Raw genomic sequence first — 21,400 nt, forward strand, 5'->3', positions numbered from 1 at the left:
CCCGTCCGGGGCGGCGTGGGGGCGTCGCATGCTTGACCTCGTCTGGCGCTCGATCGTTATCGGCATCGGCGCCACCGCCCTGATGGATCTGTGGGCGGTGGTGCTGAATCGCGTCTTCGGCCTTGCCCTGCCGAACTGGGGCCTTGTCGGGCGCTGGGTCTGGTACCTGCGCGAGGGCCGGGTGTTCCATGACGACATCGCCGCCGCCGCGCCCGCGCCGCAGGAGGCGGCGATCGGGTGGCTGTTCCACTATGCCGTCGGCATCGTCTATGCCGGCATTCTCGTCGTGCTGGCGGGCCCCGGCTGGCTCGCCGCTCCGACCTTCCTGCCGGCCTGGATCCTCGGGCTGGTCACTGTCGGCGCCGGCTGGTTCCTGCTGGCCCCGGGCATGGGCGCCGGCTGGGCATCGTCGATGCGTCCCAATCCCGGCCTTATCCGCGCCCTCAACATCGTCGCCCACACCGTGTTCGCGGCCGGCCTCTACGGCACGGCCTTGGTGATGCGCTGAGGACCGGCCGCCGTCGTCCAGACCGCCGGCGTCAGGCCATAGGCTTGCTTGAACTGGCGCGCCATGTGGCTCTGGTCGGCAAAGCCCGCCGCCAGTGCCGCCTCGCACAGCGGCACGCCCGTCGTCATCAGCCGGCGTGCCCGGTCGAGCTGGCGCATGGTGCGGAAGCGGCTCGGGCTGGTGCCGAAGGCGGCGCGGAACTGGCGTGCGATCGTCCAGCGGTCGAGACCGGCAATCCGTTCGAGCCGTCCTGCGCCGAGCGGGCGGGCCGGGTCGTCGGCGATCAGCTCGCGCACCCGTGCCAGCGCCGCCAGGCGCAGCGGCGCCCGCCGCTTCGGCGCGGCCGGCGCAAGATGTTCCAGCATGGCGGCGACCGCCGCCACGATCTCCACGTGCTCCAGCGGGCCGATCGGCGTGTCGATGTCGCCGAGGATGTCGACCAGGGCCGGATCCAGGTCGTGGCGCCGCAGCACGGGATCGGCGAGGAAGGGCAGCGGCCGTCCGCCGAGGGCCGCCTGGACGAGCGCCGGGTCGACATAGGCGATGCGATAGCCGAAGCCGTCCTCCGTGCCGGCGCCGCCGTCATGCCGCTCGTCTGGATGGAGGACATGGCCTTCGCCGGCCAGGCAGCGACGCCGCTCGCCGCGATAGGCGAAGGTCTGCACGCCCGCCAGGGTGATGCCGATCGCATAGGTGTCGTGCCGGTGCGGCGCGAAGGCCTGGCCGGTGAAATGAGCCTCCAACCGTTCCAGGCCCGCGGCTCCCGAGCCCAGGCGAATGTGCCGCCGGGGCGGCTCGCCGGCCGCATCTTGGCACAAGCCTTCAAGACCGGGAGCATCGGCCCCGCATAGCGTGCTGCGCATCGCCGCAAGCTACAGGCTCTTTCATGACGGTGCAGCCGCTTTTTGTGAGTGCGACGTTGCAGCCGCTGCCGGCGCTGCTGCTCGCGGCGCTGGTGGTGATGGGCAGCCCCGGCCCGGCGACGATCAGCGTGGCGGCGGTGGGGGCGAGCTTCGGGTTCCGGCGATCGCTGCCCTATGCCGCCGGGCTGGTTCTCGGCACCGTCCTGGTGCTCGGCGCCGTGTCGGCCGGCCTCGTCTCGCTGCTGCTGTCGCTGCCGCGGCTCGCGCCGGGGCTGCACGGCCTGTCGGCGGCCTATCTCCTCTATCTGGCGCTGCGGATCGCCGCGGCGCCGCTGCCGGCCGCCGGCGGCCGCGCGTCGGCACCGGCCTTCGCCGGAGGACTGGCGCTCGCCGTCGCCAATCCCAAGGCCTATGTCGCCATCGCCGCAATATCGGCCGGCCCGGGGCTCGGTCTGGCCTCGCCGCTGGCGGAGGCCTCGGTCAAGGCGGCGGTGCTGGCGGCGATGATCGTGCTCGTCCACCTCGCTTGGCTGGCGGCGGGCACGGCGTTCGCGGGCCGGCTGCACCGGCCACGGATCGCGCGCGCGGTCAATCTCCTGTTCGCGGCGATCCTGGCCGCCTCCGCGGTGCCCGCCGCGCGCCAGTCATGGCAGGGCCTGCAGGAAGTGCTGGACCGCCGGAGTGCTGCGCTCGACGATCACGTCGACGCCCTGGGCGGTGGGATGCAGCCCGTCCGGCTGGTTCAGCGCCCGGTCTCCGGCCACCCCGTCGAGGAAGAAGGGATAGAGCGGGATGCCGTGCTTGGCCGCGAGATCGGGAAAGATCGCGTCGTAGGCCTTCTGGTAGTCGGGGCCGAGATTGGGCGCCGCCCGCATCCCCATGAGCATCACGGCGATGTTGCGCGCCTGCAGCCGGGTGATGATGGCGTCGAGCGTCGCTCGGGTCGCCGACGGGTCGAGCCCGCGCAGCATGTCGTTGGCACCGAGCTCGAGGAGCACCGCCCGTGTGCCCTCCGGCACGGACCAGTCGAGCCGGGCGAGGCCCGAGGCGGCGGTGTCGCCGGAGACGCCGGCATTGTCGACGACCACTGCCGAGCCCCGCGCCGCCAGGGCTGCCTGCAGCTTGGCCGGATAGGCCTCGGACGCGTTGAGGCCTAGGCCGGCGGTCAGGCTGTCGCCGAGCGCGACCACGCGGAGCGGCTCGGCTGCGGCGGCCGGCGAGGACGCCGGCGCCAGCAGGACCGCGCCGAGCAGGAGCATGCGCGCTTGGCGGATGACGCGGGCCCACCCATATGTCGGCGATCGAGGCATGGCTGGTCCTTTGCAGCGGGCGGAAAAGAGTGGAAGCGGCGATCGAACTGACGGACGTCAATCTGAGCCTCGGCCGCGGCGCGGCACGCGTTCATATCCTCAAGGGTGTTTCGCTCAAAATAAGGCAGGGCGAGGCCGTCGGCCTGGTCGGTCCTTCCGGTTCGGGCAAATCGACCCTGCTGATGACCCTTGCCGGGCTGGAGCGGCCGGACACCGGCACCATTCGCGTCGCCGGCCAGGATCTCGGGGCGCTCGACGAGGACGGGCTGGCGCGTTTCCGCGGCCGGCATGTGGGGATCGTCTTCCAGTCCTTCCACCTCGTGCCGACCATGACCGCACTGGAGAACGTCGCCGTGCCGCTCGAGCTCGCCGGCCGTCGCGACGCCTTCGCCCGGGCCGAAGCCGAGCTCCAGGCGGTCGGCCTCGGCCTGCGCCTGTCGCACTACCCGGCCCAGCTCTCCGGCGGCGAGCAGCAGCGCGTCGCGCTGGCCCGCGCCCTGGCGCCCGACCCGAGGATCCTGGTGGCCGACGAGCCGACAGGCAACCTCGACGAGGCCACCGGATCCTCCATCATCGAGACCATGTTCGCCTTGAAGCGCGAACGCGGCGCCACGCTGGTGCTGGTCACCCACGACATGGCCCTGGCCGCCCGCTGTGACCGGATGATCCGCATCCGCTCCGGCCGTGTCGAGGCCGATACCCCGGCCGCGGCCGCGGCGGAATAGTCGCGGCCTCCCGACAGCCTCCCCGACCTGGAACGCTCCCGCCACGCCGTCGCCGAGGCGGCGCTGGACGGCGCTTGCATGATGCTTGACAATCCGATCGAAACGCAGCAGTTTGTTCTGAACAAAAGATATCAGAAAAATACAAGAGTGCAGAAAGCGCCCGGCGCTTCGGCGCCCGAGGGAGGATAGGCCGTTGTTGGATTCCAGAGGGGGGACCGGAGCTCGATGAGTGTTGCCGCCAGCACTGTACCGAGGGTGACGCGCTTCGCCCTGCCGCGTTTCCTGACATCCGAGCATCCGTTCCCGTGGTTGGCGCCCGTCACCGCCATGCTGCTGGTGTTCGGCGTCTATCCGCTGCTCTATTCGGTCTGGCTGTCGCTGCATAAGCGCAACGTCGTCCTGCGCAAGGACGTGTTCGACCCGCTGTGGAACTGGGGCAAGCTGCTCGCCGACGAGCGGGTCTGGGGGGCGGTCGGCACCACCTTCCTCTACACCTTCGTGGCTATCGTGATCGAACTGGCGCTCGGCCTGCTGATCGCGCTGCTGCTCGACACCGACCGCAAGGGCTATGGGCTCTTGCGCGCGCTGATGACGCTGCCCCTGGTGGTGCCGCCGGCGGTGACCGGCATGATGTTCAAGCTGATGCTCGACGGTTCGTTCGGCGTGCTCAGCCGCGGGCTCTACGCCATCGGGCTGGTGTCCTCGGACCACCCCATCCTGGCGACCCATGCCACCGCGCTCTACGGCGTGCTGCTCGCCGACATCTGGCAATGGACGCCCTTCATGGTGCTGATCATGATGGCGGGCCTGCGCTCGCTGCCGAAGGACCCCTACGAGGCCGCCGCCATCGACGGCGCCACCGCGACCCAGGCCTTCTTCAAGCTGACCCTGCCGCTGCTGTCGAAGGTGATCGCCATCGCGGTGCTGATCCGCGGCGTCGACCTCTTCCGCATCTATGACTACATCGCCGTCATGACCCAGGGCGGCCCCGGCACCGCGACGGAGACGCTCAGCTACTATGCCGGCGTCATCTACTTCAAGAACGGGGATTATCCCTATGCCTCGGCGCTGGCCGTGCTCGCGCTGGTGCTGGTGGTCGTCGTGTCGAACCTCTTCATCAAGCTCTTCAAGGTGAAGCTCTGATGGAACAGTCCCTGTCCAAGCGCGTGGGTCGCGACGTCCTCGCCGTCTTCACCGTCCTGGCCTTCATGTTCCCGCTGCTCTGGTGGGCGCTGGCCTCGATCAAGCCGATGTCGGCGCTGTTCGACAAGGATCGCGTCGTCTTCTTCGACTTCGTGCCCACCCTGATCAACTATGCCGTGACGCTGCTCGGCCGGTCGCGCGCCGATCTGGCGGTGGAGAGCGGCAACACCTTCGGCGTCGGCGGCGCCAGCTCATACGACAGCCGCCAGACCATCTTCGACTCGACGGTGATCGCCATCGGCTCCACGGCGTTGACCGTCGCCATCGCCGTGCTGGCGGCCTACGCGCTGTCGCGCCTCGAATTCCGCGGCCGGCAGGGCTATCTCAACTGGATCCTGTCGCAGCGCTTCATGCCGCCGATCGCCATCGTCGTGCCGGTGGTGTTCATGTTCCACGCCACGGGGCTGCGTGACACCCATCTCGGCATGATCCTGGTCCACAGCCTGATCAACCTGCCGATCGCCGTGCTCCTGCTGAAGTCGTTCTTCGACGACGTGCCCAAGGATGTCGACGAGGCGGCGATGATCGACGGGGCGACGCGGTTCCAGACCTTCCGCAAGGTGGTGCTGCCGATGGTGAAGGGCGGCGTCGCGGCGGCGGCCGTGCTGTGCTTCATCTTCTCCTGGACCGAGTTCCTCCTGTCGCTGTTCCTCACCGTGACGATCCGCACGCTGCCGGTGAAGATCACCACCTTCGTCACTTCGACCGGGTCGGAATGGGGCTTCATCTCGGCGCTCGGCACCTCGGCCATCGTCCCCAGTTTCATCTTCATTCTGCTCGTTCAAAAGCATCTCGTCCGCGGCCTGACCCTCGGCTCGCTCAAGGACTAGGCTGGCCGGACGGATAAAAGCCCGATCCATGGGAGGAACCCAATGAGCTTCAAAGAACACGACAGGAAGACCTTCATCGCCGACACGGCCAAGGCGTTCGGCGAGCGGCGCATCTCCAAGCGCGAGTTCCTGCGCAAGATGAGCCTGGCCGGCCTCGGCTTCTCGGCCTTCGCCGCCGGCATGCTCGGCAACAGCCGGCCCTTCCGCGGCAATGCGGGCCTGATCGGCGATGCCGCCATGGCGGCGCAGACGCCCGACGATGTCGCCAAGTGGCTCAAGGACGTCGGCAGCAAGTTCAAGGGGACCAAGATCCGCTACACCTCCGAATCGACGCCGCCGACGGTGGTGGTGAACCAGCTCAAGGGCGAGTTCACCGGGCTGACCGGCATCGAGGTGGAGGTCGAGATCGTCCCGCTCGAGCAGGTCCTGGCCAAGGCGACGCAGGACGTGCAGGGGCAGCTCGGCACCTACGACCTCTATTATCTCGACCAGTCCTGGGCCGCGACCTTCGCGCCCGACACGGTCGACCCGCTCGAGAAGTACAAGTCCAACGCCGAGCTGGCCATGCCGGGCTTCGACTGGGACGACTTCTCCAAGCCGCTGGTCGAGGGTCTCGCCATGTACAATGGCAAGATGGTCGGCATTCCCTTCGACATCCCGATCTTCATGCTGATGTACCGCAAGGACATCCTGGAGAAGCACAAGATCCAGGTTCCGACCACCTTCGACGAGTACCTGGCCGCCGCCAAGCTGATCACCGAGGCCGAGAAGGCCAACGGCGTCTACGGCGTGGCGCTTCAGGCCAAGTCCGGCCATTACTCGCTGGAGTGCGACTGGACTGCGGCGGTCTGGGGCCATGGCGGCTCGATCTTCAACAAGGACAAGAAGTTCTCCGGCAATGACGAGCAGGGCGTCGCCGGCCTGAAGTGGTACCAGGAGATGCTGAAATACGCGCCGCCGAACGCCACCGCCTCCGACTGGGACGGCCAGTTCCAGGCCATGCAGTCGGGCCAGGCCGCCATGGCGCTGAGCTGGGACGAATTCTTCCCGGGCCTCGACTCCGACGATTCCAAGGTCAAGGGCCTGTGGGAGCCGGCCAAGCCGCTGGTCGCCACGCCCGGCCTGCGCTCGCCGGCCGACGCCGGCTTCGGCGAGATCCCGAATGTCGGCCACCAGGGCGGCTCGGTCATGGGCCTGTCGCAGTACTCCAAGAACCAGGACGCGGCCTGGATCTTCATGCAGTGGGCCTGCTCGAAGGACATCATGACCCGCTGCACCGAGATCGGCGGCTTTGCGCCGATGCGCCTGTCCTCCTTCGAGGATCCGCGCGTCAAGGCCAAGAACCGCGTCGGCCCCGGCACCACGCGCCATCTCGACATGGTCAAGTGGGTGATCGACAACGCCATGGGCTCCGAACCCGACATGCCGCTCTGGGCCGGCTTCTCGACCAACGAGATCCCGACCGAGCTCGGCAAGCTGCTGACCGGCCAGGCCTATGACGGCGATCCGAAGAAGTGCATGGACGCCGTCGCCGTCATGATCGACACCAAGGTCAAGGACGCCGATCTGCTCTGATCGCAGCCCGACCCGCGGCGGAGGCGAGCGATCGCCTCCGCCGTTTCCTCCGGACGCGCCTTCGACTGACAGCGACTGATGCAAAAAGACCTGGTCATCGGCATCGATTCCTCCACCTCCGCCACCAAGGCCATCGCCTGGGACCGCGAGGGGCGCCTCGTCGCGCAGGGACGGGCCCAGATCCCGCTGTCGAATCCGCAGCCCGGCTTCTTCGAGCAGGATCCGGCCGACTGGTGGGGCTCGACCGTCGCAGCGCTGCGGGAATTGACCGCACAGATCGATCCGGCCCGTGTCGCGGCCGTCGGCATCTCCAACCAGCGCGAGACCTTCGGCGTCTTCTCCGGCGACGGCACCGCCCTTCGCCCCGGCATGGTCTGGCTCGACGACCGCGCCCGCCCGCAGCAGCTCCGCTTCGGCGAGAGCTTCGGCGCCGACCGCGTCCACGCCATCTCCGGCAAGCCGCTCGACGTCATCCCCTGTCTCTATCGCTTCATCTGGCTGGCCGAGGTCGAGCCCGAGATCTTCGCCCGCACCGAGCGCATCGCCGATGTGCACGGCTATCTCACCTTCCGCCTGACCGGCGACTGGGTCACCTCGACCGCGTCGGCTGATCCGACCGGCGCGCTCGACATGCGGCGCGGCATCTGGTCGCCGGAGCTGCTCGCGGCGGCCGGCGTCGACCCGGCCAAGATGCTGCGCCTGGTCGTGCCCGGGGAACCGACCGGCGAGGTCTCGGCCGCAGCCGCGGCGCAGACCGGCCTGGTCGCCGGCACCCGCGTCGTCGCCGGCGGCGGCGACGGCCAGTGCGCCGGCACCGGCGCGGGGCTGATCGCGCCCGGTGCCGCCTACATCAATCTCGGCACGGCCGTGGTGTCGGGCAGTTTCGGCTCCGCCTATGCCCATGACCGCGCCTTCCGCACCATGAACGCCATCGCCGACGGCGGCTTCATCTTCGAGACCTGCCTGCGGGCGGGCACCTTCCTGGTCGACTGGCTGGCGCGCGAAATCTTTTCGGTCGATCCGGCGCGGCAGCGCGAGGCCTTCGCCGCCCTGGAGGCGGAGGCAGCGGCCAGCCCGATCGGCGCCGGCGGCGTGGTGCTGGTGCCCTACTGGCAGGGCTGCATGACGCCGCACTGGGACAGCTTCGCCCGCGGCGTCATCGCCGGCCTCTCCGGCTCCACGCGGCGCGGCGACCTCTATCGCGCCCTGCTGGAGGGCATCGCCATGGAGCAGGCCAGCGCCACCAATGCGGCTGCCGCCGCCACGGGCGTCCCGATCAGCTCCTATATCGCCATCGGCGGCGGCGCTTCCTCCGATCTCTGGGCCCAGATCCTGGCCGATGCCTCGGCCCGGCCGGTGCAGCGCTCCACCACGGTGGAGGCCTCCTCGCTCGGCGCCGCCATGGCTGCCGCCAAGGGCGCCGGCTGGTTCGCCTCCATCGCCGAGGCCACCGCCGCCATGGCGAGCCGGCCGGCCCGCGTCTTCGAGCCGGATGCCGGGCGCTCCGCCCGCTATGCCGAGCTCGTCGCCATCCATGCCGATCTCTGGCCGACGCTCTCGGCCTGGAATTCCCGCCTTTCCGCCTTCGTGGAGGCCGCCGATGGCTGAGAGCCCGATACGCTGTCCGATCTCATCCTCCCTTTCCCTTTCCGCCGTTCCTTGGCCTCTTGTCTCCGCCCGGAATGCAAGACCGGCGGCAGTCGCGGAGACGCCTGATGCCTGAAGCCGTCAACTGGAACGAACGTATCGAGGATGTCGTCGCCGGGCGCTGGAAGGACCCGGAGACCGGCAAGCCGGCGACGCTGCCGTTCGAGGCGATCGACCTGTCGGAGACCACCGAGGGGCGCGAGGCCGAGCTGATCGCGCCGCTCAATCTCGGCCGGCGTCTTGCCGTCGTCTCCGACGAGAACACGGTCGAAGTGCTGGGGCGGCGGGTCGCCAAGGCGCTGCGCGGCATCGCCAGCATCGACGAGGTGGTGCTGCAGGGCAGTTTCGATTGCGACGAGGCCACCATCGCCCGGATCGGCGAGCTCACGCGCCACGCCGACGGCGTGGTCGCGGTCGGCTCGGGCGTGCTCAACGACAGCTGCAAGCACGCCACCTTCCTCGACGGCCGGCGCTACGCCGTGTTCGGCACCGCCGCCTCGATGAACGGCTACGGCGCCTCCACCGCCTCGGTGACGCTGGCCTCCGGCCTGAAGACCTCGCTGCCGTCCCACGCCCCGCGGGGCATCTTCCTCGACCTCGGCGTCTCGGCCGCCGCTCCGGCCTGGCTCAGCGCCGCCGGCCTCGGCGACAGCCTGTGCCGGCCGACGGCGCAGATCGACTGGTGGGCCTCGCACCGCCTGTTCGGCACCACCTATTCGGCGACGCCCTATGCCCTGCAGCAGGGCGAGGAGGAGCCGATGATCGCCTCGGCCGCGGGCCTTGCCGCCCACGACGTCAAGGCCGTCGGCGCGCTGCAGCGGGTGCTGACGCTGTGCTCCATGGGCGTCTCCTTCACCGGCGTGTCGCATCATGGCTCGATGGGCGAGCATCAGATCTCGCACTGGGTCGACATGTTCTCCGGCGACCACCACCCCGGCACCACCCACGGCCAGCAGGTCGGCGTCGCTTCGCTGGTGATGGCGCGCATCCAGGACCGGATCCTGGCCATGGAGACGCCGCCCGTGGTCAGGCCCACCGTGGTCGACGAGGCGGCGATGATGCGCCGCTACGGTGCCGAGCTCGGGCCGCTGTGCATCGCCGAAATGAAGAAGACCGCCCTCGACGCCGCCGCAACGCAGGCCTTCAACGGCAGGCTTGCCGAGATGTGGCCGCAGCTGCGCGATGAGCTTCGGCCGATGGCCCTGCCGGTCGAGCGCATGGCCGCGGCCCTCGCCGCGGCCGGCGGCCCGACCAGCGCGGCCGAGCTCGGCCTGCCCCGCCATGTCTGGCACGACGCCATCCGCTATTCCCGCGAGATCCGGGGGCGCTGGTCCTTCGTCAACCTGGCGGCCGACGCCGGGCTGCTGGAGGGCATGCTGGAGGAGGAGTTCTGAATGAAGCCTCTGTCGCAGCTCCCGCCCGCGGCGGCGCGTGATCTCGTCGGCGTGTTCACCGACATCGACGACACGCTGACCACCGAGGGACGCCTGCCCGCCGCCGCCTATGCCGCGCTGGAGCGGCTGCACGAGGCGGGGCTCCTGGTGGTGCCGATCACGGGCCGTCCGGCCGGCTGGTGCGACATGGTCGCCCGCTTCTGGCCGGTCGCCGGCGTGGTGGGCGAGAACGGCGCCTTCTACTTCCGCTACGACGCTCCCGCCCGCAAGATGGTGCGCCGCTTCGTCGCCTCCGACGCCGAGCGCGCCGAGAACCGGCGCCGGCTCGCGGCTCTGTCCGAACGCATCCTGCGCGAGGTGCCGGGCTCGGCCATATCGGCCGACCAGCTCTACCGCGAGGCCGATCTCGCCGTCGATTTCTGCGAGGACGTGCCGGCCCTGCCGCCCGAGGCGGTGGATCGCATCGTGACGCTGTTCGAGGAGGCGGGGGGCGTCGCCAAGGTCTCCTCGATCCATGTCAACGGCTGGTTCGGCGCCTATGACAAGCTGTCGATGACGCGCATCTTCGTGCGCGACGTCCTCGGCCTCGACCTCGACGCGACGCGCGAGCGCTTCGTCTTTTGCGGCGACAGCCCGAACGACGCGCCGATGTTCGGCTTCTTCCCCTATGCCTGCGGCGTTGCCAACGTGCGCGACTTCGAAGGGCGCATGGCCGCCGTGCCGGCTTTCATCGCCCCCTCGCGCGGCGGGGCGGGCTTCGTCGAAATCGCAGATGCAATCCTGTCGGCCCGCTCGCCGGGCGCGTCAATCGTGGAGGGATAGCCCGCATGGCGTCGGTCACTGTCAAGGACGTGCGCAAGGCCTATGGCGACATCGAGGTCGTGCACGGGCTGAACCTTGCCATCGCGGACGGTCAGTTCGTGGTGCTGCTCGGCCCGTCCGGCTGCGGCAAGTCGACCTTGCTGCGGATGATCGCCGGGCTCGAGCCGATCACCTCCGGCGAGGTCCTCATCGGCTCGCAGGTCGTCAACGGCGTCCACCCCAAGGACCGGAACATCGCCATGGTGTTCCAGAACTATGCGCTCTACGCGCATATGACCGTGTTCGACAACATGGCCTTCTCCATGCAGCTCAGGAAGGTCGCCAAGCAGGAGATCCGCAAGAAGGTGGAGTGGGCGGCCTCCATCCTCAACCTGACGCCCTATCTCGACCGCTATCCCCGCCAGCTCTCCGGCGGCCAGCGCCAGCGCGTCGCCATGGGCCGAGCCATCGTCCGCGACCCCGCCGTGTTCCTGTTCGACGAGCCGCTCTCCAACCTCGATGCCAAGCTGCGCGTGCAGATGCGCACCGAGATCAAGGAACTGCACCAGCGCCTGAAGACCACCACGGTCTACGTCACCCACGACCAGATCGAGGCCATGACCATGGCCGACGTCATCGTCATCCTGCGCGACGGCCATATCGAGCAGGTCGGCGCGCCGCTTGCCGTCTACGACAAGCCGGCCAACCTGTTCGTGGCCGAGTTCATCGGCTCGCCGTCGATGAACGTGCTGCGTGGCGAGGTCACGGCCGAGAACGGCCGTCCGGTGGTGCGCGGCCCGGGCGGCGTGGCGCTGCCGCTGCCGTCCGGCATCCGGGTAGACGCGGGACGCAAGGTCGCCTACGGCATCCGGCCGGAGCATCTCAAGCCCTCGACGGACGGGCAGGGCCTGCCGGCCAAGGTCTCGGTGATCGAGCCGACCGGGCCGGAAATCCATATCTATGCCGATGTCGGCGGCCAGGAAGTTGTTTCGGTCACCTCCGAGCGGCTCGATCTCGTGCCCGATGCCGAGGTTCGCCTGGTGCCGAACCTGCAGCGCGTCCATGTCTTCGACCAGGACAGCGGAGCCGCCATCCATGGCTAGGATCGTCATCCTCGGCGCCGGCGTGATGGGCTCCGCCATGAGTCTGCCCGCGGCCCATGGCGGCAACGCGATCGCGCTGGTCGGCACCCATCTCGACGAGGAGATCATCCGCTCCGTTGCCGGCAACGGCCTGCATCCACGCCTGGGCATCACGCTGCCGGCTTCGGTGACGGCCCATTCCCATCGCGAGTTCGGCAAGGTGATCGGCGAGGAAGCCGATCTCCTGGTCCTCGGCGTCTCGTCGGCCGGCGTCGGCTGGGCGATCGACCGCATCGTCGAGAGCGTCAAGGCGCCGCTGCCGGTGCTGATGATCACCAAGGGGCTGGCGCCGCGCGACGGCACCATCGAGGTGCTGCCGCATGTGGTGGCGCGCGAGGTCGAGCGCCGCACCGGCATGGTGCTGCCGGTGATGGCGGTCGGCGGGCCCTGCATCGCCGGCGAGCTTGCCGCCGGGCGCGACACCTCCGTGGTGGTCACCGGGCCGGACGACGCCGGGGTCGCCGGCGTCCTCGGCCTGCTGGAGGCGCCGTTCTACCATGCCCGTCCGTCCGCGGACGTGATCGGCGTCGAGATCTGCGCCGCCTTCAAGAACTTCTACACCCTGGCCGTGGGCACGGCCGCCGGCATGCTGGAGCGTGAGGGCAAGGCGGCGAACGGGGCGCTGATGCACAACCTCTCCGCTTCCCTGTTCACGCAGGCGCTGCAGGAGATGACCGTCCTGGTCGAGGCGCTCGGCGGCCGGCCGCAGACCGTGCTCGGCCTGCCGGGCTCGGGCGACCTCTATGTCACCTGCCAGGCCGGCCGGAACGGTCGTATGGGCCGGCTGCTCGGGCTCGGCCTCAGCTACAGCGCGGCCAAGGCCGATCATATGCCGACGGATACTGTGGAAGGCGCGCAACTTGCCCTCGACCTCGGGCCGACGCTGGAGGACATGATGGCGCGCGGTGCGTTGCCCGCCGCCCGCATGCCGCTGGCGGCGGCGATCGTCGCCGCCATCTGCCGCGATGCGCCGCTCGTCCTCGCCTTCGACCGGTTCCATCGTTGAGCGCAGGCGCATGACGAGGCTGACGAAAGGACGATAGGCATGGGAGCCGGGGCGCGCAAGCAAAGGGACGACCTGCGCGAGCCGGACGAGCCGCTGGACCGGGAAGAGCAACTGCTGGTCCGTGCCGCCTGGCTCTCCTATGTCGGCGGCCTCACCCAGGCGCAGATCGCCAAGCGGCTCGGGTTGAACCGCATCCGCGTCAACCGCATGCTGGCGCAGGCTCGCGACCAGGGCATCGTCCAGATCCGCATCAATTCCAAGATCGCCAGCTGCGTCGCCCTGGAGGAACGCCTGCGCGACCTTTATGGGCTGGATGAGGCGATCGTCGTGCCCTCGCCCCCCGACCCGGCGCTGGTGCCCCAGACCATCGCGGTCGCAGCCGGGCTGGCCCTGTCGGAGCGCATCCGCGACGGCATGTCGATCGGCGTCGGCTGGGGCCAGACGCTGCGCTACACCATGAGGTCGATCCCGGTGCGGCCGGTCGCTGATCTGTCCGTGGTGTCCCTGCTCGGCGGCTTGACCGGCGGCTCCGTGCTCAACGCCTATGAGAGCGCCTCGCGCCTTGCCGACCTGTTCTCCGCCCGCTGCTACTATATCGCCGCGCCGATCTTCGCCGACACCGAGGCCACGCGCGACCTGTTCATGCAGCAGCCGATCCTGCGCGAAGCCTTCGACCATGCCCGCCGGGTCGACATCGCCTTCGTCTCGGCCGGCAATCTCGCTCGCGACACCACGAATTTCCATCTCGGTGTCATCGGCGAGGCCGATCTGGCGTCGCTGAAGCGTGCGGGCGCGGTCGGCGACCTCTGCGCCCACTGGATCGACGCGGAGGGGCGGCTGGTCGACCATTCGTTGAACCGCCGGGTCATCGCCTTGTCGCCGGATGCGCTGCGCGACATCCGGACGGTGGTGCTGGCCTCCGGCGGCGCCGACAAGGCGCCGGTGCTGCGCGGCGCCCTGCGCCTTGGGGTCGTCGACGTGCTCGTCACCGACGAGAACGCCGCGGCGGGCATCCTGGACGGGTAGGGCGCGGACGGGTCAGCCGGCCGCCCGCAGCAGATCGTCGAGGTCGAGGCGCTGGGTGGTCATCGCCAGTTGCCCGCCGGGCGTCACCGGCCATTCCTCCGGCGGACGGTCCCAGTAGAGCTCGACGCCGTTCTGGTCGGGGTCGCGCAGATAGAGCGCTTGGCTGACGCCGTGGTCGCTGGCCCCGTCGAGCGGGATGCCGGCCTCGACCAGCCGCCGCAGCGCATCGGCCAGCGCCGCCCGGGTCGGGTAGAGGATGGCCGTGTGGTAGAGCCCGGTGGTGCCGGGAGGCGGCGGCGAGCCGCCACGGCTTTCCCAGGTGTTGAGGCCGATATGGTGGTGGTAGCCGCCGGCGGAGATGAAGGCGGCCTGCGTGCCGTAGCGCTGCATCAGCTCGAAGCCGAGCACGCCGCAATAGAAGGCGAGGGCGCGGTCGAGATCGGCCACCTTGAGGTGGACGTGACCGATCCTGGTGCCTGCGTCGATCGGGCGGGCCGAAGCTTGGGCCGGCGCCAGGCGGGGCAATGGTCCGGTGCTCATGGTGGTCTCCTTGAGGCGCGACGGTGGATCAGGCAACCTGGCCGCTGCTGCGCGTCAACGCCAGCGCGCCGTTGCCGAGCAGGGCCTGCACCAGCAGCGCCACGGCCCAGAAGGCCGGATATTCCCAGCCGCCGTTCGGGTTGGTGAAGAAGAAGCCGGCCGGGCCGTGTACGGTGACGATGGCACCGAGCAGGATCACGATGAGGCCCAGGGAGACGATGCGGGTCTGGAAGCCGACGATCAGGGAGATGGCGCCGAGCAACTCGGCTGCGATGGTGAGATAGGCGAGAGGGCCGGGCAGGCCGATGCTCTGGAAGAAGCCGGCCGTGCCGGCGGGCGTGAACACGAAGATCTTGAGCCAGGCATGGGCGAGGAACAGGAGGCCCAGCGTCACGCGCAGGACGAGGGCGGCATAGGGGGCGGTCTTGGTGTCGATCATGGTCCGTCTCCGAGAGCTCGCGGCGGAGCCCGGCTCCGGGCCGCGCCGTCATGGCCGCAAGATGGACCGGCGTCCGGCATTTGATAATCGGCGATCCTTAAATATGATCTCACGCTCTGGGTGTGAGGTAGCCTGATGCTCGACCGTGTCGCCGGGATGCAGGTCTTCGCGCGGGTGGCCGCGCTCGGCGGCTTCTCGGCCGCGGCGCGGGCGCTCGGCATGTCGCAGACCATGGCGACCAAGCATGTGGCGGCGCTGGAGGAGCGTCTCGGCGTCAAGCTGTTCCACCGCACCACGCGCAGCGTCACCCTGACCGAGGCCGGGCGGCGCTACCTCGAATCCTGCGAGCGCATCCTGGTGGAGATCGAAGAGGCGGAGGAGGCGGCGGCGGCCGACCGGGTGGAGCCGCGCGGCACGCTGCGCCTGGCCGTGCCGGTCGCCTTCGGAGTGCGGGAGATCGCGCCGCTGATCGCCGACTTCACCCGGCTCCATCCCCGGCTCGGCGTCGAGCTCGGCCTGAACGACCGGGTGGTCGACCTCGTCGACGAAGGCTGGGACCTGGCGGTTCGCATCGGCCAGCTCAGGGATTCCAGCCTCGTCGCCCGCCGCCTCGCGCCCTGCCGCCTCGCCCTGTGCGCGACGCCGGCCTATCTGGAGGCGCATGGCCGGCCGGCCACTGTCGCCGACCTCGCCGGCCATGATTGCCTGGGCTACACCCTGCCGACGCCGGCGACCGCCGAGCGCTGGCTGTTCGGCCTCGACGGCCAGATCGCCGTGCCGGTGTCGACGCGGCTGCGCGCCAACAACGGCGATGCCTTGCTGGCCGCGGCCCTGGCCGGACAGGGGCTGGTCTACCAGCCGACCTTCATCCTTGCCGGTGATATCCGCGCCGGCCGGCTCGTGCCGCTGGCGCTCGACCACCCCCTGCGCGCGGGTCTTGCCGTGCACGCGATGATGCCGCCCGGCCGCAACCCGCCCGCCAAGGTCCGGGCCTTCGTCGAGTTCCTGGCGCTCCGCTTCTGGCCGGAGCCGCCATGGGACAGGGGGCTGGATCTGCCATCCAGCCCCCTGACGTCGTCGGTTTGAGGCGCCGTCCGGCAGCGCCGGGCGCCCGATCCCGTCCTACAGCAGGAAGTCGCTCGCCTGCAGCGAGGCCAGGTGGTTGAGCTGGATCGAGAAGTCGGCGGCGCCGTCGCCGTTGGTGTCGCCGTAGACGTAGACATTGTCGTTCAGCACCTTGTAGCGCAACTCGCCGGCCGTGTGCGAGAACGCGCCGGTGCCGATGAAGGCGAAGGCCTGGTTGCCGCCGAGGGTGCTGTCGGCATCGATCGCGGACACGTCGATCTTGTCGCCCTGGGCGTGGCTGAAGTCGTAGATCACGTCGCGCGCGGCGGCGAGCGGCGTGCTCTCGGCCGTCGTCAGGAAGTGGAACGTGTCGGCGCCGGTGCCGCCGAACAGCTTGTCCGCGCCCGCGCCGCCGGTGAGGTGGTCGTTGCCGGCGCCGCCGTCGAGCCGGTCGTTGCCGGCCCCGCCATAGAGGCCATTGGCGCCGGCGTTGCCGGTGATGGCGTTGGCCAGGACGTTGCCGGTGCCGTCGAGGTTGCCCGATCCGACCAGGACCAGGTTCTCGACATTGCCCTTGGCACGGGCGGCGTCGCTGAGGTCGAACGAGATGGAGGAATAGACCTTGTCGATGCCGGTGCCGCCGAAGGTGAGCTCGTCGACGATGTCGCCGGCATTGTCGACGTAGTAGGTGTCGTTGCCGGTATAGCCGATCATGGTGTCGGCTCCGGTGCCGCCGACCAGGATGTCGTTGCCGGCGCCGCCGTTCAGCTCGTCATTGCCGGCGCCGCCGCTGAGCTTGTCGTCGAAGTTCGAGCCGAGGAAGCTGTCGGCGCGGGAGGTGCCGGTCAGCGTTACCGCCGACGTCGCCAGCGATGCCTCGACATGCAGCGCGATCGGCGAGGCGAACATGTTGGCGAAGTTCACCGTGCCGCCGGCGTTCTGCATGAACACGTAGAAGTCGCTGCCGCCGCCGGTCGGCACGATGCTGGAGAACTGGGCGAGCTGGGCCGCCGTGGCGTAGATGTTGCTCGTCGAGACGTTCAGCGTCTCGACATTGGAGAAGGTCACGGCGCCGAGCTCGTTGCCGTCGAGGAAGACCGTATCCGTGCCGGTGCCGCCGTCGATCGTGCCGGCCTGGGCCGAATCGATGTGGAACTCGTCATTGCCGCCGCCGCCGTCCAGCGCGTCGACCCCGCCGCCGGGGCCGGAGAAGATGTCGGCCCCGGATGTGCCGGTGAAGTTGTTGACGGCGGTGGTCAGCGTGAAATTGGCCATCGTGCCTCCCGAAGGACTGTCTGATGAGGGGGAGGTTGCAGACTGGCATGAGGGGAGGGCAGGCGGCGTGCGCGATCGCACATGGCACCAGGCCGGCGAAGGGGCTTGCGCGTCACGCGGGGGAGCGCAAACTGCCGGGGGCAATCCGGTCCGAACGTCTGTGACTCCGGTGCTTTTGGATTTAGGGTAGGATTCTGCCCGCGAGCGAAGGACGGGAACGATGGATCACTCCCTCGGTTATGAGGTGATATTCATCATCGCAATCGTCGTCGGCATCTATCGCATGGCCTTCGATACGTTCGCAAATCGGGCTGGCTATCCCAGGCCATGGGCTTACCTGAAACCAAGCGCGATCGTCGCTTTCATATCGGTTGCCGGATTCACACTTGCAGCCTTGATTTGGTGGGGTGCATGGGGCGAGTACGCGTTTCCCGCCACGATTGGCGCAGTCGCGATCACCGCCGGGCTGCTGTGGCAATTTCGCTTCAAGCGTCGCCGGTGACATGCGGAGCGACTCGCCGGCTCCATGGGTGAAGCTGGCCTGGCCGATGAAGACGAAGGCCTGATCGCCGGACGCACCGCCATCGGCGTCGACGGCGGAGACGTCGATCCTGTCGCCCTGGACGCTGCCGAACTCATGGACCACGTCACGCACGGCCACGGCCAGCGTGCTCTCGGCCGACCCGCGGTCGGCGCCCGCCCGTCCCGGTCAGAACTCCACGCCCTGCTGCGCCTTCACACCGGCGGCGAAATGGTGCTTCACCAGCGTCATTTCGGTCACCAGGTCCGCCGCGGCGATCAGTTCCGGCTTGGCGTTGCGGCCGGTGACGACGACGTGCAGGTCAGGCCGGCGCGCCGCCAGCGCCGCTACCACCGCCGCCAGCGGCAGATAGTCGTAGCGCAGGGCGATGTTGAGCTCGTCGAGCACGAGGAGACGGATGTCCGGATCGGCCATCATCGCCTGCGCCTCGGTCCAGGCGCGCCCGGCCGCAGCCACGTCGCGCTCGCGGTCCTGCGTCTCCCAGGTGAAGCCCTCGCCCATGGTCTTCCAGGTGACGAGGTCGGAGAAGCGCTCCAGCGCGGCCCGCTCGCCGGTCGACCAGGCGCCCTTGATGAACTGCACCACGCCGACGCGCCAGCCATGGCCGAGGGCGCGCAGCATGAGGCCGAAGGCGGCGGTCGACTTGCCCTTGCCGGCTCCGGTATGGACGATCAGCAGCCCCTTCTCGAGGGTCTTGGAGGCCACTTCCGCGTCCTGCACCGCCTTGCGCTTGGCCATCTTCGCCTTGTGGCGGGCCCCGTCGTCCGCTTCGCTCATTTCACCACCATCGGCAGGCCGGAGACCATGAACAGCACGCGGTCGGCCTGCCGTGCCACCCGCTGGTTGAGCCGCCCGGCCTCGTCGCGGAAGGCGCGGGCCAGGGCGTTGTCCGGCACGACGCCGAGGCCGACCTCGTTCGACACCAGGACCACGGGATGGGCGGCAGCGGCCAGGGCCGCCTCGAGCCCGGAGAAAGCCGGCTCGAGCGCCTGTTCGGCCAGCATCAGGTTGGTGAGCCAGAGCGTCAGGCAGTCGACCAGCACCGGGCCCGGCGCCGCGGCCAGGGCGGCGGCGAGCTCGAGCGGCGCCTCCTCGGTGACCCAGCGCCCGTCGCGCCGGCGCCGGTGCTCGGCGATGCGCTCGTGCATCTCCGCGTCGAAGGCCTGCGCCGTGGCGATATAGGTCCAGGGCGGGGGCAGGCGGCCGATCAGCGCCTCGGCATGCGCGCTCTTGCCGGAACGGGCGCCGCCGATGACCAGGGTGAGGCGATCGGGCAGGGCGGTCACGGCTTGTGCAGCGCGGTGACGTTGAAGCCGAGCACGTCGGCGAAGATGGCGATGCCGACGCCGATCGCCACCAGGATGACGCCGGCCAGGAAGAAGCGGATCAGCCGGTCATAGATCGCAAGATCGAGCGAGCTGACATAGAGCATGCCGGCCAGCGCCCGGATCTGCAGGCCGAGGCCGATGCAGATCAGGATCACGGCCGCGATGTCGAGCCAGTTCCAGTCGCCCGGCTGCGAGGCCCAGTTGCTGAGGAAGCCGAGGGAGAAGCCGACGACCACGCCGATCGCGGTCACCGAGCCGTTCCGGAAGGTGGAATCGATGCGCTCCGGCCTGTCGGCGGCCTCCGGCTTTTCCTCGCCGCTCATGTCCGTTGTCCCGTGCCGTGCATGGCTGCGCCGCCTGCCGGCCGAGGCAAGCCTGCGTCGCCTGTGCGATTGACAAGGCTTGTCGCACAGTCCTTTAGTCCGATCCAGACGGTCTCTCGTCCGAGAGTCAAAAGGGAATGCGGTGCGGGGCTCCGGCCCCCAGTCCGCGGCTGCCCCCGCAACTGTGAGCGGCGAGCGGCGCGCCAGGAGGCCACTGGAGCCATCTCCGGGAAGGCGGCGCGTCGCGGCGACCCGCGAGCCAGGAGACCTGCCGTTGCGCATGCCGGTCCGGGCGGGGCGCCCCGGAAGCAACCGGTGCCGGGCTGCCGCCGTCGCGGCGGCTGCAACCGCGCCCCGTGCCGCGCCGCGGCGCAAGGAAAGGCGCAAGGCCCGGCCGATGCGGGACGTCGTGATTCATGTCTGCGTCACCTGCCGGCGCGAGGGCGACGATCCCACCGCGCCGCGCTCCGGGGCACGGCTGCACCAGGCGCTGGCCGAGACGATACCCGCCGCCATGCAGCTCAACCCGGTCGAGTGCCTCGGCAATTGCCGCCGCGCCTGCACCGTTTCCCTGACCGCGCCCGGCGCCTGGACCTATGTGTTCGGCGACCTCACGCCGGACGCCGGCCCCGACATACTGGCCGCCGCCGGCCTGCTCGCCGCCTCCACCGACGGGCTGATGCCCTGGCGCGGCCGGCCCGAACCGTTCAAGCGCGGCATGGTCGCCCGCATCCCGCCCCATCCCTTCCTCAAGGACGCTGCCGAATGAGCACGCTGCAAAAGGTTCCCTGCACCATCGTCACCGGCTTCCTCGGCGCCGGCAAGACCACGCTGATCCGCCACCTCCTGGAGACGGCGAACGGCCGGCGCCTCGCCCTGATCGTCAACGAGTTCGGCGATGTCGGAGTCGACGGCGAGATCCTCAAGGGCTGCGGCATCGAGAGCTGCCCGGCCGAGAACATCGTCGAACTGTCGAACGGCTGCATCTGCTGCACCGTGGCCGACGATTTCGTGCCGGCGCTGGAGGCGCTGCTCGACCGGCCCGAGCGGCCCGAGCATATCGTCATCGAGACATCGGGATTGGCGCTGCCCAAGCCGCTGGTCAAGGCCTTCAACTGGCCGGCGGTGCGCTCGCGCGTCACCGTCGACGGCGTGGTGGCCGTGGTCGACGGCGCGGCCGTGGCGGCCGGACGTTTCGCCGACGATCCGGAGGAACTGAAGCGTCGGGCCGAGGGCGATGCCGCGCTCGACCACGACAACCCGCTGGAGGAGGTCTACGAGGACCAGCTCCTGTGCGCCGACCTGGTGGTGCTCAACAAGGGCGACCTGCTCAGCGCCGAGGAGGCGGCCACCGTCTCCGCCGATATCGTCCGCACCGTGCCGCGCGCCGTGAAGGTGGTGAAGACCGTCCAGGGGCGCATCGACGCCGCCGTGCTGCTCGGCCTCGCTGCCGCGGCCGAGGACGACCTCGCCGCCCGTCCCTCGCACCACGACGCCGAGCCCGAGCACGACCACGACGATTTCGACACCTTCGTCGTCGACCTGCCGGCCGTGGCCGAGCCGGAGGCGCTGGTGGCCCGGCTCAAGGCCGCGGCGGAAACCCACGACATCCTGCGCATGAAGGGCTTCGTCGCCGTCGACGGCAAGCCGATGCGCCTGCTGGTCCAGGGGGTCGGCGCCCGCTTCTCCCACCATTTCGACCGGGCTTGGGGCCCCGGCGAGCCCCGCGCCGGCCGCATCGTGGTGATCGGCGAGAAGGGGCTCGACCGAGCCGCGATCGAGCGGGCGCTGGCTGCCTAGCGGGTGTATGATCGCGGCATGATCCGCTGCGCAGATCGGACGGACCGGAGGGCGTCGCG

Annotated in this window: 23 protein-coding genes, 1 pseudogene and 1 riboswitch; of the genes and pseudogenes, 16 read left to right on the forward strand and 8 right to left on the reverse strand. The window is 69.7% G+C overall.

Annotated features, from left to right (window positions below):
* Positions 1 to 28: 28 nt before the first annotated feature.
* Entirely contained in the window at positions 29 to 508 is a 480-nt protein-coding gene (locus tag AC27L4_RS00260; protein WP_487139945.1) for a DUF2938 domain-containing protein, read from the forward strand.
* Here the strand turns inward: AC27L4_RS00260 and AC27L4_RS00265 are convergent.
* Positions 481 to 1,251, reverse strand: coding sequence for an AraC family transcriptional regulator (locus tag AC27L4_RS00265; protein WP_487139946.1), 771 nt, complete (start codon positions 1,249 to 1,251; stop codon positions 481 to 483). The genes AC27L4_RS00260 and AC27L4_RS00265 overlap by 28 nt on opposite strands.
* Positions 1,252 to 1,469: 218 nt before the next feature.
* Between AC27L4_RS00265 and AC27L4_RS00270 the strand changes: the two are divergent.
* Positions 1,470 to 1,949: pseudogene (locus AC27L4_RS00270) on the forward strand (LysE family translocator); the annotation flags it as partial.
* Positions 1,950 to 2,015: 66 nt separating this feature from the next.
* Here the strand turns inward: AC27L4_RS00270 and AC27L4_RS00275 are convergent.
* Positions 2,016 to 2,681 (reverse strand): arylesterase, encoded by a 666-nt coding sequence (locus AC27L4_RS00275; protein WP_487140925.1) that lies wholly within the window; start codon positions 2,679 to 2,681, stop codon positions 2,016 to 2,018.
* On the opposite strand from AC27L4_RS00275, the gene AC27L4_RS00280 reads away from it, so the two are divergent.
* The 10 genes from AC27L4_RS00280 to AC27L4_RS00325 all read left to right on the forward strand — a co-directional run bounded on the left by AC27L4_RS00280 (position 2,663) and on the right by AC27L4_RS00325 (position 14,030).
* Complete coding sequence (locus tag AC27L4_RS00280) at positions 2,663 to 3,406, forward strand: ABC transporter ATP-binding protein (RefSeq protein ID WP_487139947.1); 744 nt, start codon at positions 2,663 to 2,665, stop codon at positions 3,404 to 3,406. The two genes, AC27L4_RS00275 and AC27L4_RS00280, sit on opposite strands and share 19 nt — an antisense overlap.
* 225 nt (positions 3,407 to 3,631) lie before the next feature.
* Positions 3,632 to 4,549 carry a carbohydrate ABC transporter permease gene (locus AC27L4_RS00285; protein WP_487139948.1) on the forward strand — a complete coding sequence of 306 codons (918 nt, stop codon included), beginning with the start codon at positions 3,632 to 3,634 and terminating at the stop codon, positions 4,547 to 4,549.
* A complete protein-coding gene (locus AC27L4_RS00290) occupies positions 4,549 to 5,439 on the forward strand; it encodes a carbohydrate ABC transporter permease (RefSeq protein ID WP_487139949.1) in 891 nt (296 codons plus the stop codon). The genes AC27L4_RS00285 and AC27L4_RS00290 overlap by 1 nt, the downstream gene beginning before the upstream one ends.
* 42 nt (positions 5,440 to 5,481) lie before the next feature.
* On the forward strand, positions 5,482 to 7,014 hold the full coding sequence (locus AC27L4_RS00295; RefSeq protein WP_487139950.1) for an ABC transporter substrate-binding protein: 1,533 nt from the start codon (positions 5,482 to 5,484) through the stop codon (positions 7,012 to 7,014).
* A 78-nt stretch (positions 7,015 to 7,092) separates the two neighbouring features.
* On the forward strand, positions 7,093 to 8,622 hold the full coding sequence (locus tag AC27L4_RS00300; protein ID WP_487139951.1) for an FGGY-family carbohydrate kinase: 1,530 nt from the start codon (positions 7,093 to 7,095) through the stop codon (positions 8,620 to 8,622).
* 107 nt (positions 8,623 to 8,729) lie between these two features.
* Positions 8,730 to 10,055 (forward strand): iron-containing alcohol dehydrogenase, encoded by a 1,326-nt coding sequence (locus tag AC27L4_RS00305; RefSeq protein ID WP_487139952.1) that lies wholly within the window; start codon positions 8,730 to 8,732, stop codon positions 10,053 to 10,055.
* Positions 10,056 to 10,877 (forward strand): HAD-IIB family hydrolase, encoded by an 822-nt coding sequence (locus tag AC27L4_RS00310; protein WP_487139953.1) that lies wholly within the window; start codon positions 10,056 to 10,058, stop codon positions 10,875 to 10,877.
* Between the two features lie 5 nt (positions 10,878 to 10,882).
* The gene (locus AC27L4_RS00315) at positions 10,883 to 11,959 is read left to right on the forward strand and encodes an ABC transporter ATP-binding protein (RefSeq protein ID WP_487139955.1); all 1,077 of its coding nucleotides are present in this window, start codon (positions 10,883 to 10,885) and stop codon (positions 11,957 to 11,959) included.
* Entirely contained in the window at positions 11,952 to 13,004 is a 1,053-nt protein-coding gene (locus AC27L4_RS00320) for a glycerol-3-phosphate dehydrogenase (RefSeq protein WP_487139956.1), read from the forward strand. Before AC27L4_RS00315 ends, AC27L4_RS00320 begins: the two co-directional genes overlap by 8 nt.
* A gap of 39 nt (positions 13,005 to 13,043) precedes the next feature.
* Positions 13,044 to 14,030, forward strand: a complete 987-nt coding sequence (locus AC27L4_RS00325) for a sugar-binding transcriptional regulator (RefSeq protein ID WP_487139957.1) — start codon at positions 13,044 to 13,046, stop codon at positions 14,028 to 14,030.
* Between the two features lie 12 nt (positions 14,031 to 14,042).
* On the opposite strand, the gene AC27L4_RS00330 is transcribed toward AC27L4_RS00325, so the two are convergent.
* Entirely contained in the window at positions 14,043 to 14,570 is a 528-nt protein-coding gene (locus tag AC27L4_RS00330; protein ID WP_487139958.1) for a VOC family protein, read from the reverse strand.
* A 28-nt stretch (positions 14,571 to 14,598) separates the two neighbouring features.
* Positions 14,599 to 15,009, reverse strand: coding sequence for a DoxX family protein (locus tag AC27L4_RS00335; protein ID WP_487139959.1), 411 nt, complete (start codon positions 15,007 to 15,009; stop codon positions 14,599 to 14,601).
* Between the two features lie 135 nt (positions 15,010 to 15,144).
* Here AC27L4_RS00335 and AC27L4_RS00340 point away from each other — a divergent pair, with 135 nt between their 5' ends.
* A complete protein-coding gene (locus AC27L4_RS00340; RefSeq protein ID WP_487139960.1) occupies positions 15,145 to 16,095 on the forward strand; it encodes a LysR family transcriptional regulator in 951 nt (316 codons plus the stop codon).
* A 36-nt stretch (positions 16,096 to 16,131) separates the two neighbouring features.
* Here the strand turns inward: AC27L4_RS00340 and AC27L4_RS00345 are convergent, their stop codons facing one another.
* On the reverse strand, positions 16,132 to 17,349 hold the full coding sequence (locus AC27L4_RS00345; RefSeq protein ID WP_487139961.1) for a calcium-binding protein: 1,218 nt from the start codon (positions 17,347 to 17,349) through the stop codon (positions 16,132 to 16,134).
* Positions 17,350 to 17,569: 220 nt separating this feature from the next.
* Here AC27L4_RS00345 and AC27L4_RS00350 point away from each other — a divergent pair, with 220 nt between their 5' ends.
* Positions 17,570 to 17,851, forward strand: coding sequence for a hypothetical protein (locus AC27L4_RS00350; protein WP_487139962.1), 282 nt, complete (start codon positions 17,570 to 17,572; stop codon positions 17,849 to 17,851).
* A 207-nt stretch (positions 17,852 to 18,058) separates the two neighbouring features.
* On the opposite strand, the gene cobO is transcribed toward AC27L4_RS00350, so the two are convergent.
* Genes cobO through AC27L4_RS00365 form a run of 3 tightly spaced genes read right to left on the reverse strand, consistent with a single transcriptional unit; the run spans position 18,059 to position 19,541 of the window.
* Complete coding sequence (gene cobO, locus AC27L4_RS00355) at positions 18,059 to 18,667, reverse strand: cob(I)yrinic acid a,c-diamide adenosyltransferase (protein WP_487139963.1); 609 nt, start codon at positions 18,665 to 18,667, stop codon at positions 18,059 to 18,061.
* Positions 18,664 to 19,167, reverse strand: a complete 504-nt coding sequence (gene cobU, locus AC27L4_RS00360) for a bifunctional adenosylcobinamide kinase/adenosylcobinamide-phosphate guanylyltransferase (protein WP_487140926.1) — start codon at positions 19,165 to 19,167, stop codon at positions 18,664 to 18,666. Before cobU ends, cobO begins: the two co-directional genes overlap by 4 nt.
* A gap of 5 nt (positions 19,168 to 19,172) precedes the next feature.
* Entirely contained in the window at positions 19,173 to 19,541 is a 369-nt protein-coding gene (locus AC27L4_RS00365; protein ID WP_487139964.1) for a hypothetical protein, read from the reverse strand.
* Positions 19,542 to 19,633: 92 nt separating this feature from the next.
* A riboswitch (cobalamin riboswitch) is annotated at positions 19,634 to 19,831 on the forward strand.
* A 107-nt stretch (positions 19,832 to 19,938) separates the two neighbouring features.
* Here AC27L4_RS00365 and AC27L4_RS00370 point away from each other — a divergent pair.
* Positions 19,939 to 20,310, forward strand: a complete 372-nt coding sequence (locus AC27L4_RS00370) for a DUF1636 family protein (protein WP_487139965.1) — start codon at positions 19,939 to 19,941, stop codon at positions 20,308 to 20,310.
* Positions 20,307 to 21,341, forward strand: a complete 1,035-nt coding sequence (gene cobW / locus AC27L4_RS00375; RefSeq protein ID WP_487139966.1) for a cobalamin biosynthesis protein CobW — start codon at positions 20,307 to 20,309, stop codon at positions 21,339 to 21,341. The genes AC27L4_RS00370 and cobW overlap by 4 nt, the downstream gene beginning before the upstream one ends.
* Positions 21,342 to 21,400: the final 59 nt, after the last annotated feature.

The sequence above is a fragment of the Labrys sp. Lb11 genome, assembly GCF_057554225.1.

Coding starts and splice junctions, on each gene's coding strand:
- AC27L4_RS00260 (WP_487139945.1), top strand. CDS start 29: ATGCTTGACCTCGTCTGGCGCTCGATCGTTATCGGCATCGGCGCCACC.
- AC27L4_RS00280 (WP_487139947.1), top strand. CDS start 2,663: ATGTCGGCGATCGAGGCATGGCTGGTCCTTTGCAGCGGGCGGAAAAGA.
- AC27L4_RS00275 (WP_487140925.1), bottom strand. CDS start 2,681: ATGCCTCGATCGCCGACATATGGGTGGGCCCGCGTCATCCGCCAAGCG.
- AC27L4_RS00285 (WP_487139948.1), top strand. CDS start 3,632: ATGAGTGTTGCCGCCAGCACTGTACCGAGGGTGACGCGCTTCGCCCTG.
- AC27L4_RS00290 (WP_487139949.1), top strand. CDS start 4,549: ATGGAACAGTCCCTGTCCAAGCGCGTGGGTCGCGACGTCCTCGCCGTC.
- AC27L4_RS00295 (WP_487139950.1), top strand. CDS start 5,482: ATGAGCTTCAAAGAACACGACAGGAAGACCTTCATCGCCGACACGGCC.
- AC27L4_RS00300 (WP_487139951.1), top strand. CDS start 7,093: ATGCAAAAAGACCTGGTCATCGGCATCGATTCCTCCACCTCCGCCACC.
- AC27L4_RS00305 (WP_487139952.1), top strand. CDS start 8,730: ATGCCTGAAGCCGTCAACTGGAACGAACGTATCGAGGATGTCGTCGCC.
- AC27L4_RS00310 (WP_487139953.1), top strand. CDS start 10,056: ATGAAGCCTCTGTCGCAGCTCCCGCCCGCGGCGGCGCGTGATCTCGTC.
- AC27L4_RS00315 (WP_487139955.1), top strand. CDS start 10,883: ATGGCGTCGGTCACTGTCAAGGACGTGCGCAAGGCCTATGGCGACATC.
- AC27L4_RS00320 (WP_487139956.1), top strand. CDS start 11,952: ATGGCTAGGATCGTCATCCTCGGCGCCGGCGTGATGGGCTCCGCCATG.
- AC27L4_RS00325 (WP_487139957.1), top strand. CDS start 13,044: ATGGGAGCCGGGGCGCGCAAGCAAAGGGACGACCTGCGCGAGCCGGAC.
- AC27L4_RS00330 (WP_487139958.1), bottom strand. CDS start 14,570: ATGAGCACCGGACCATTGCCCCGCCTGGCGCCGGCCCAAGCTTCGGCC.
- AC27L4_RS00335 (WP_487139959.1), bottom strand. CDS start 15,009: ATGATCGACACCAAGACCGCCCCCTATGCCGCCCTCGTCCTGCGCGTG.
- AC27L4_RS00340 (WP_487139960.1), top strand. CDS start 15,145: ATGCTCGACCGTGTCGCCGGGATGCAGGTCTTCGCGCGGGTGGCCGCG.
- AC27L4_RS00345 (WP_487139961.1), bottom strand. CDS start 17,349: ATGGCCAATTTCACGCTGACCACCGCCGTCAACAACTTCACCGGCACA.
- AC27L4_RS00350 (WP_487139962.1), top strand. CDS start 17,570: ATGGATCACTCCCTCGGTTATGAGGTGATATTCATCATCGCAATCGTC.
- cobO (WP_487139963.1), bottom strand. CDS start 18,667: ATGAGCGAAGCGGACGACGGGGCCCGCCACAAGGCGAAGATGGCCAAG.
- AC27L4_RS00365 (WP_487139964.1), bottom strand. CDS start 19,541: ATGAGCGGCGAGGAAAAGCCGGAGGCCGCCGACAGGCCGGAGCGCATC.
- AC27L4_RS00370 (WP_487139965.1), top strand. CDS start 19,939: ATGCGGGACGTCGTGATTCATGTCTGCGTCACCTGCCGGCGCGAGGGC.
- cobW (WP_487139966.1), top strand. CDS start 20,307: ATGAGCACGCTGCAAAAGGTTCCCTGCACCATCGTCACCGGCTTCCTC.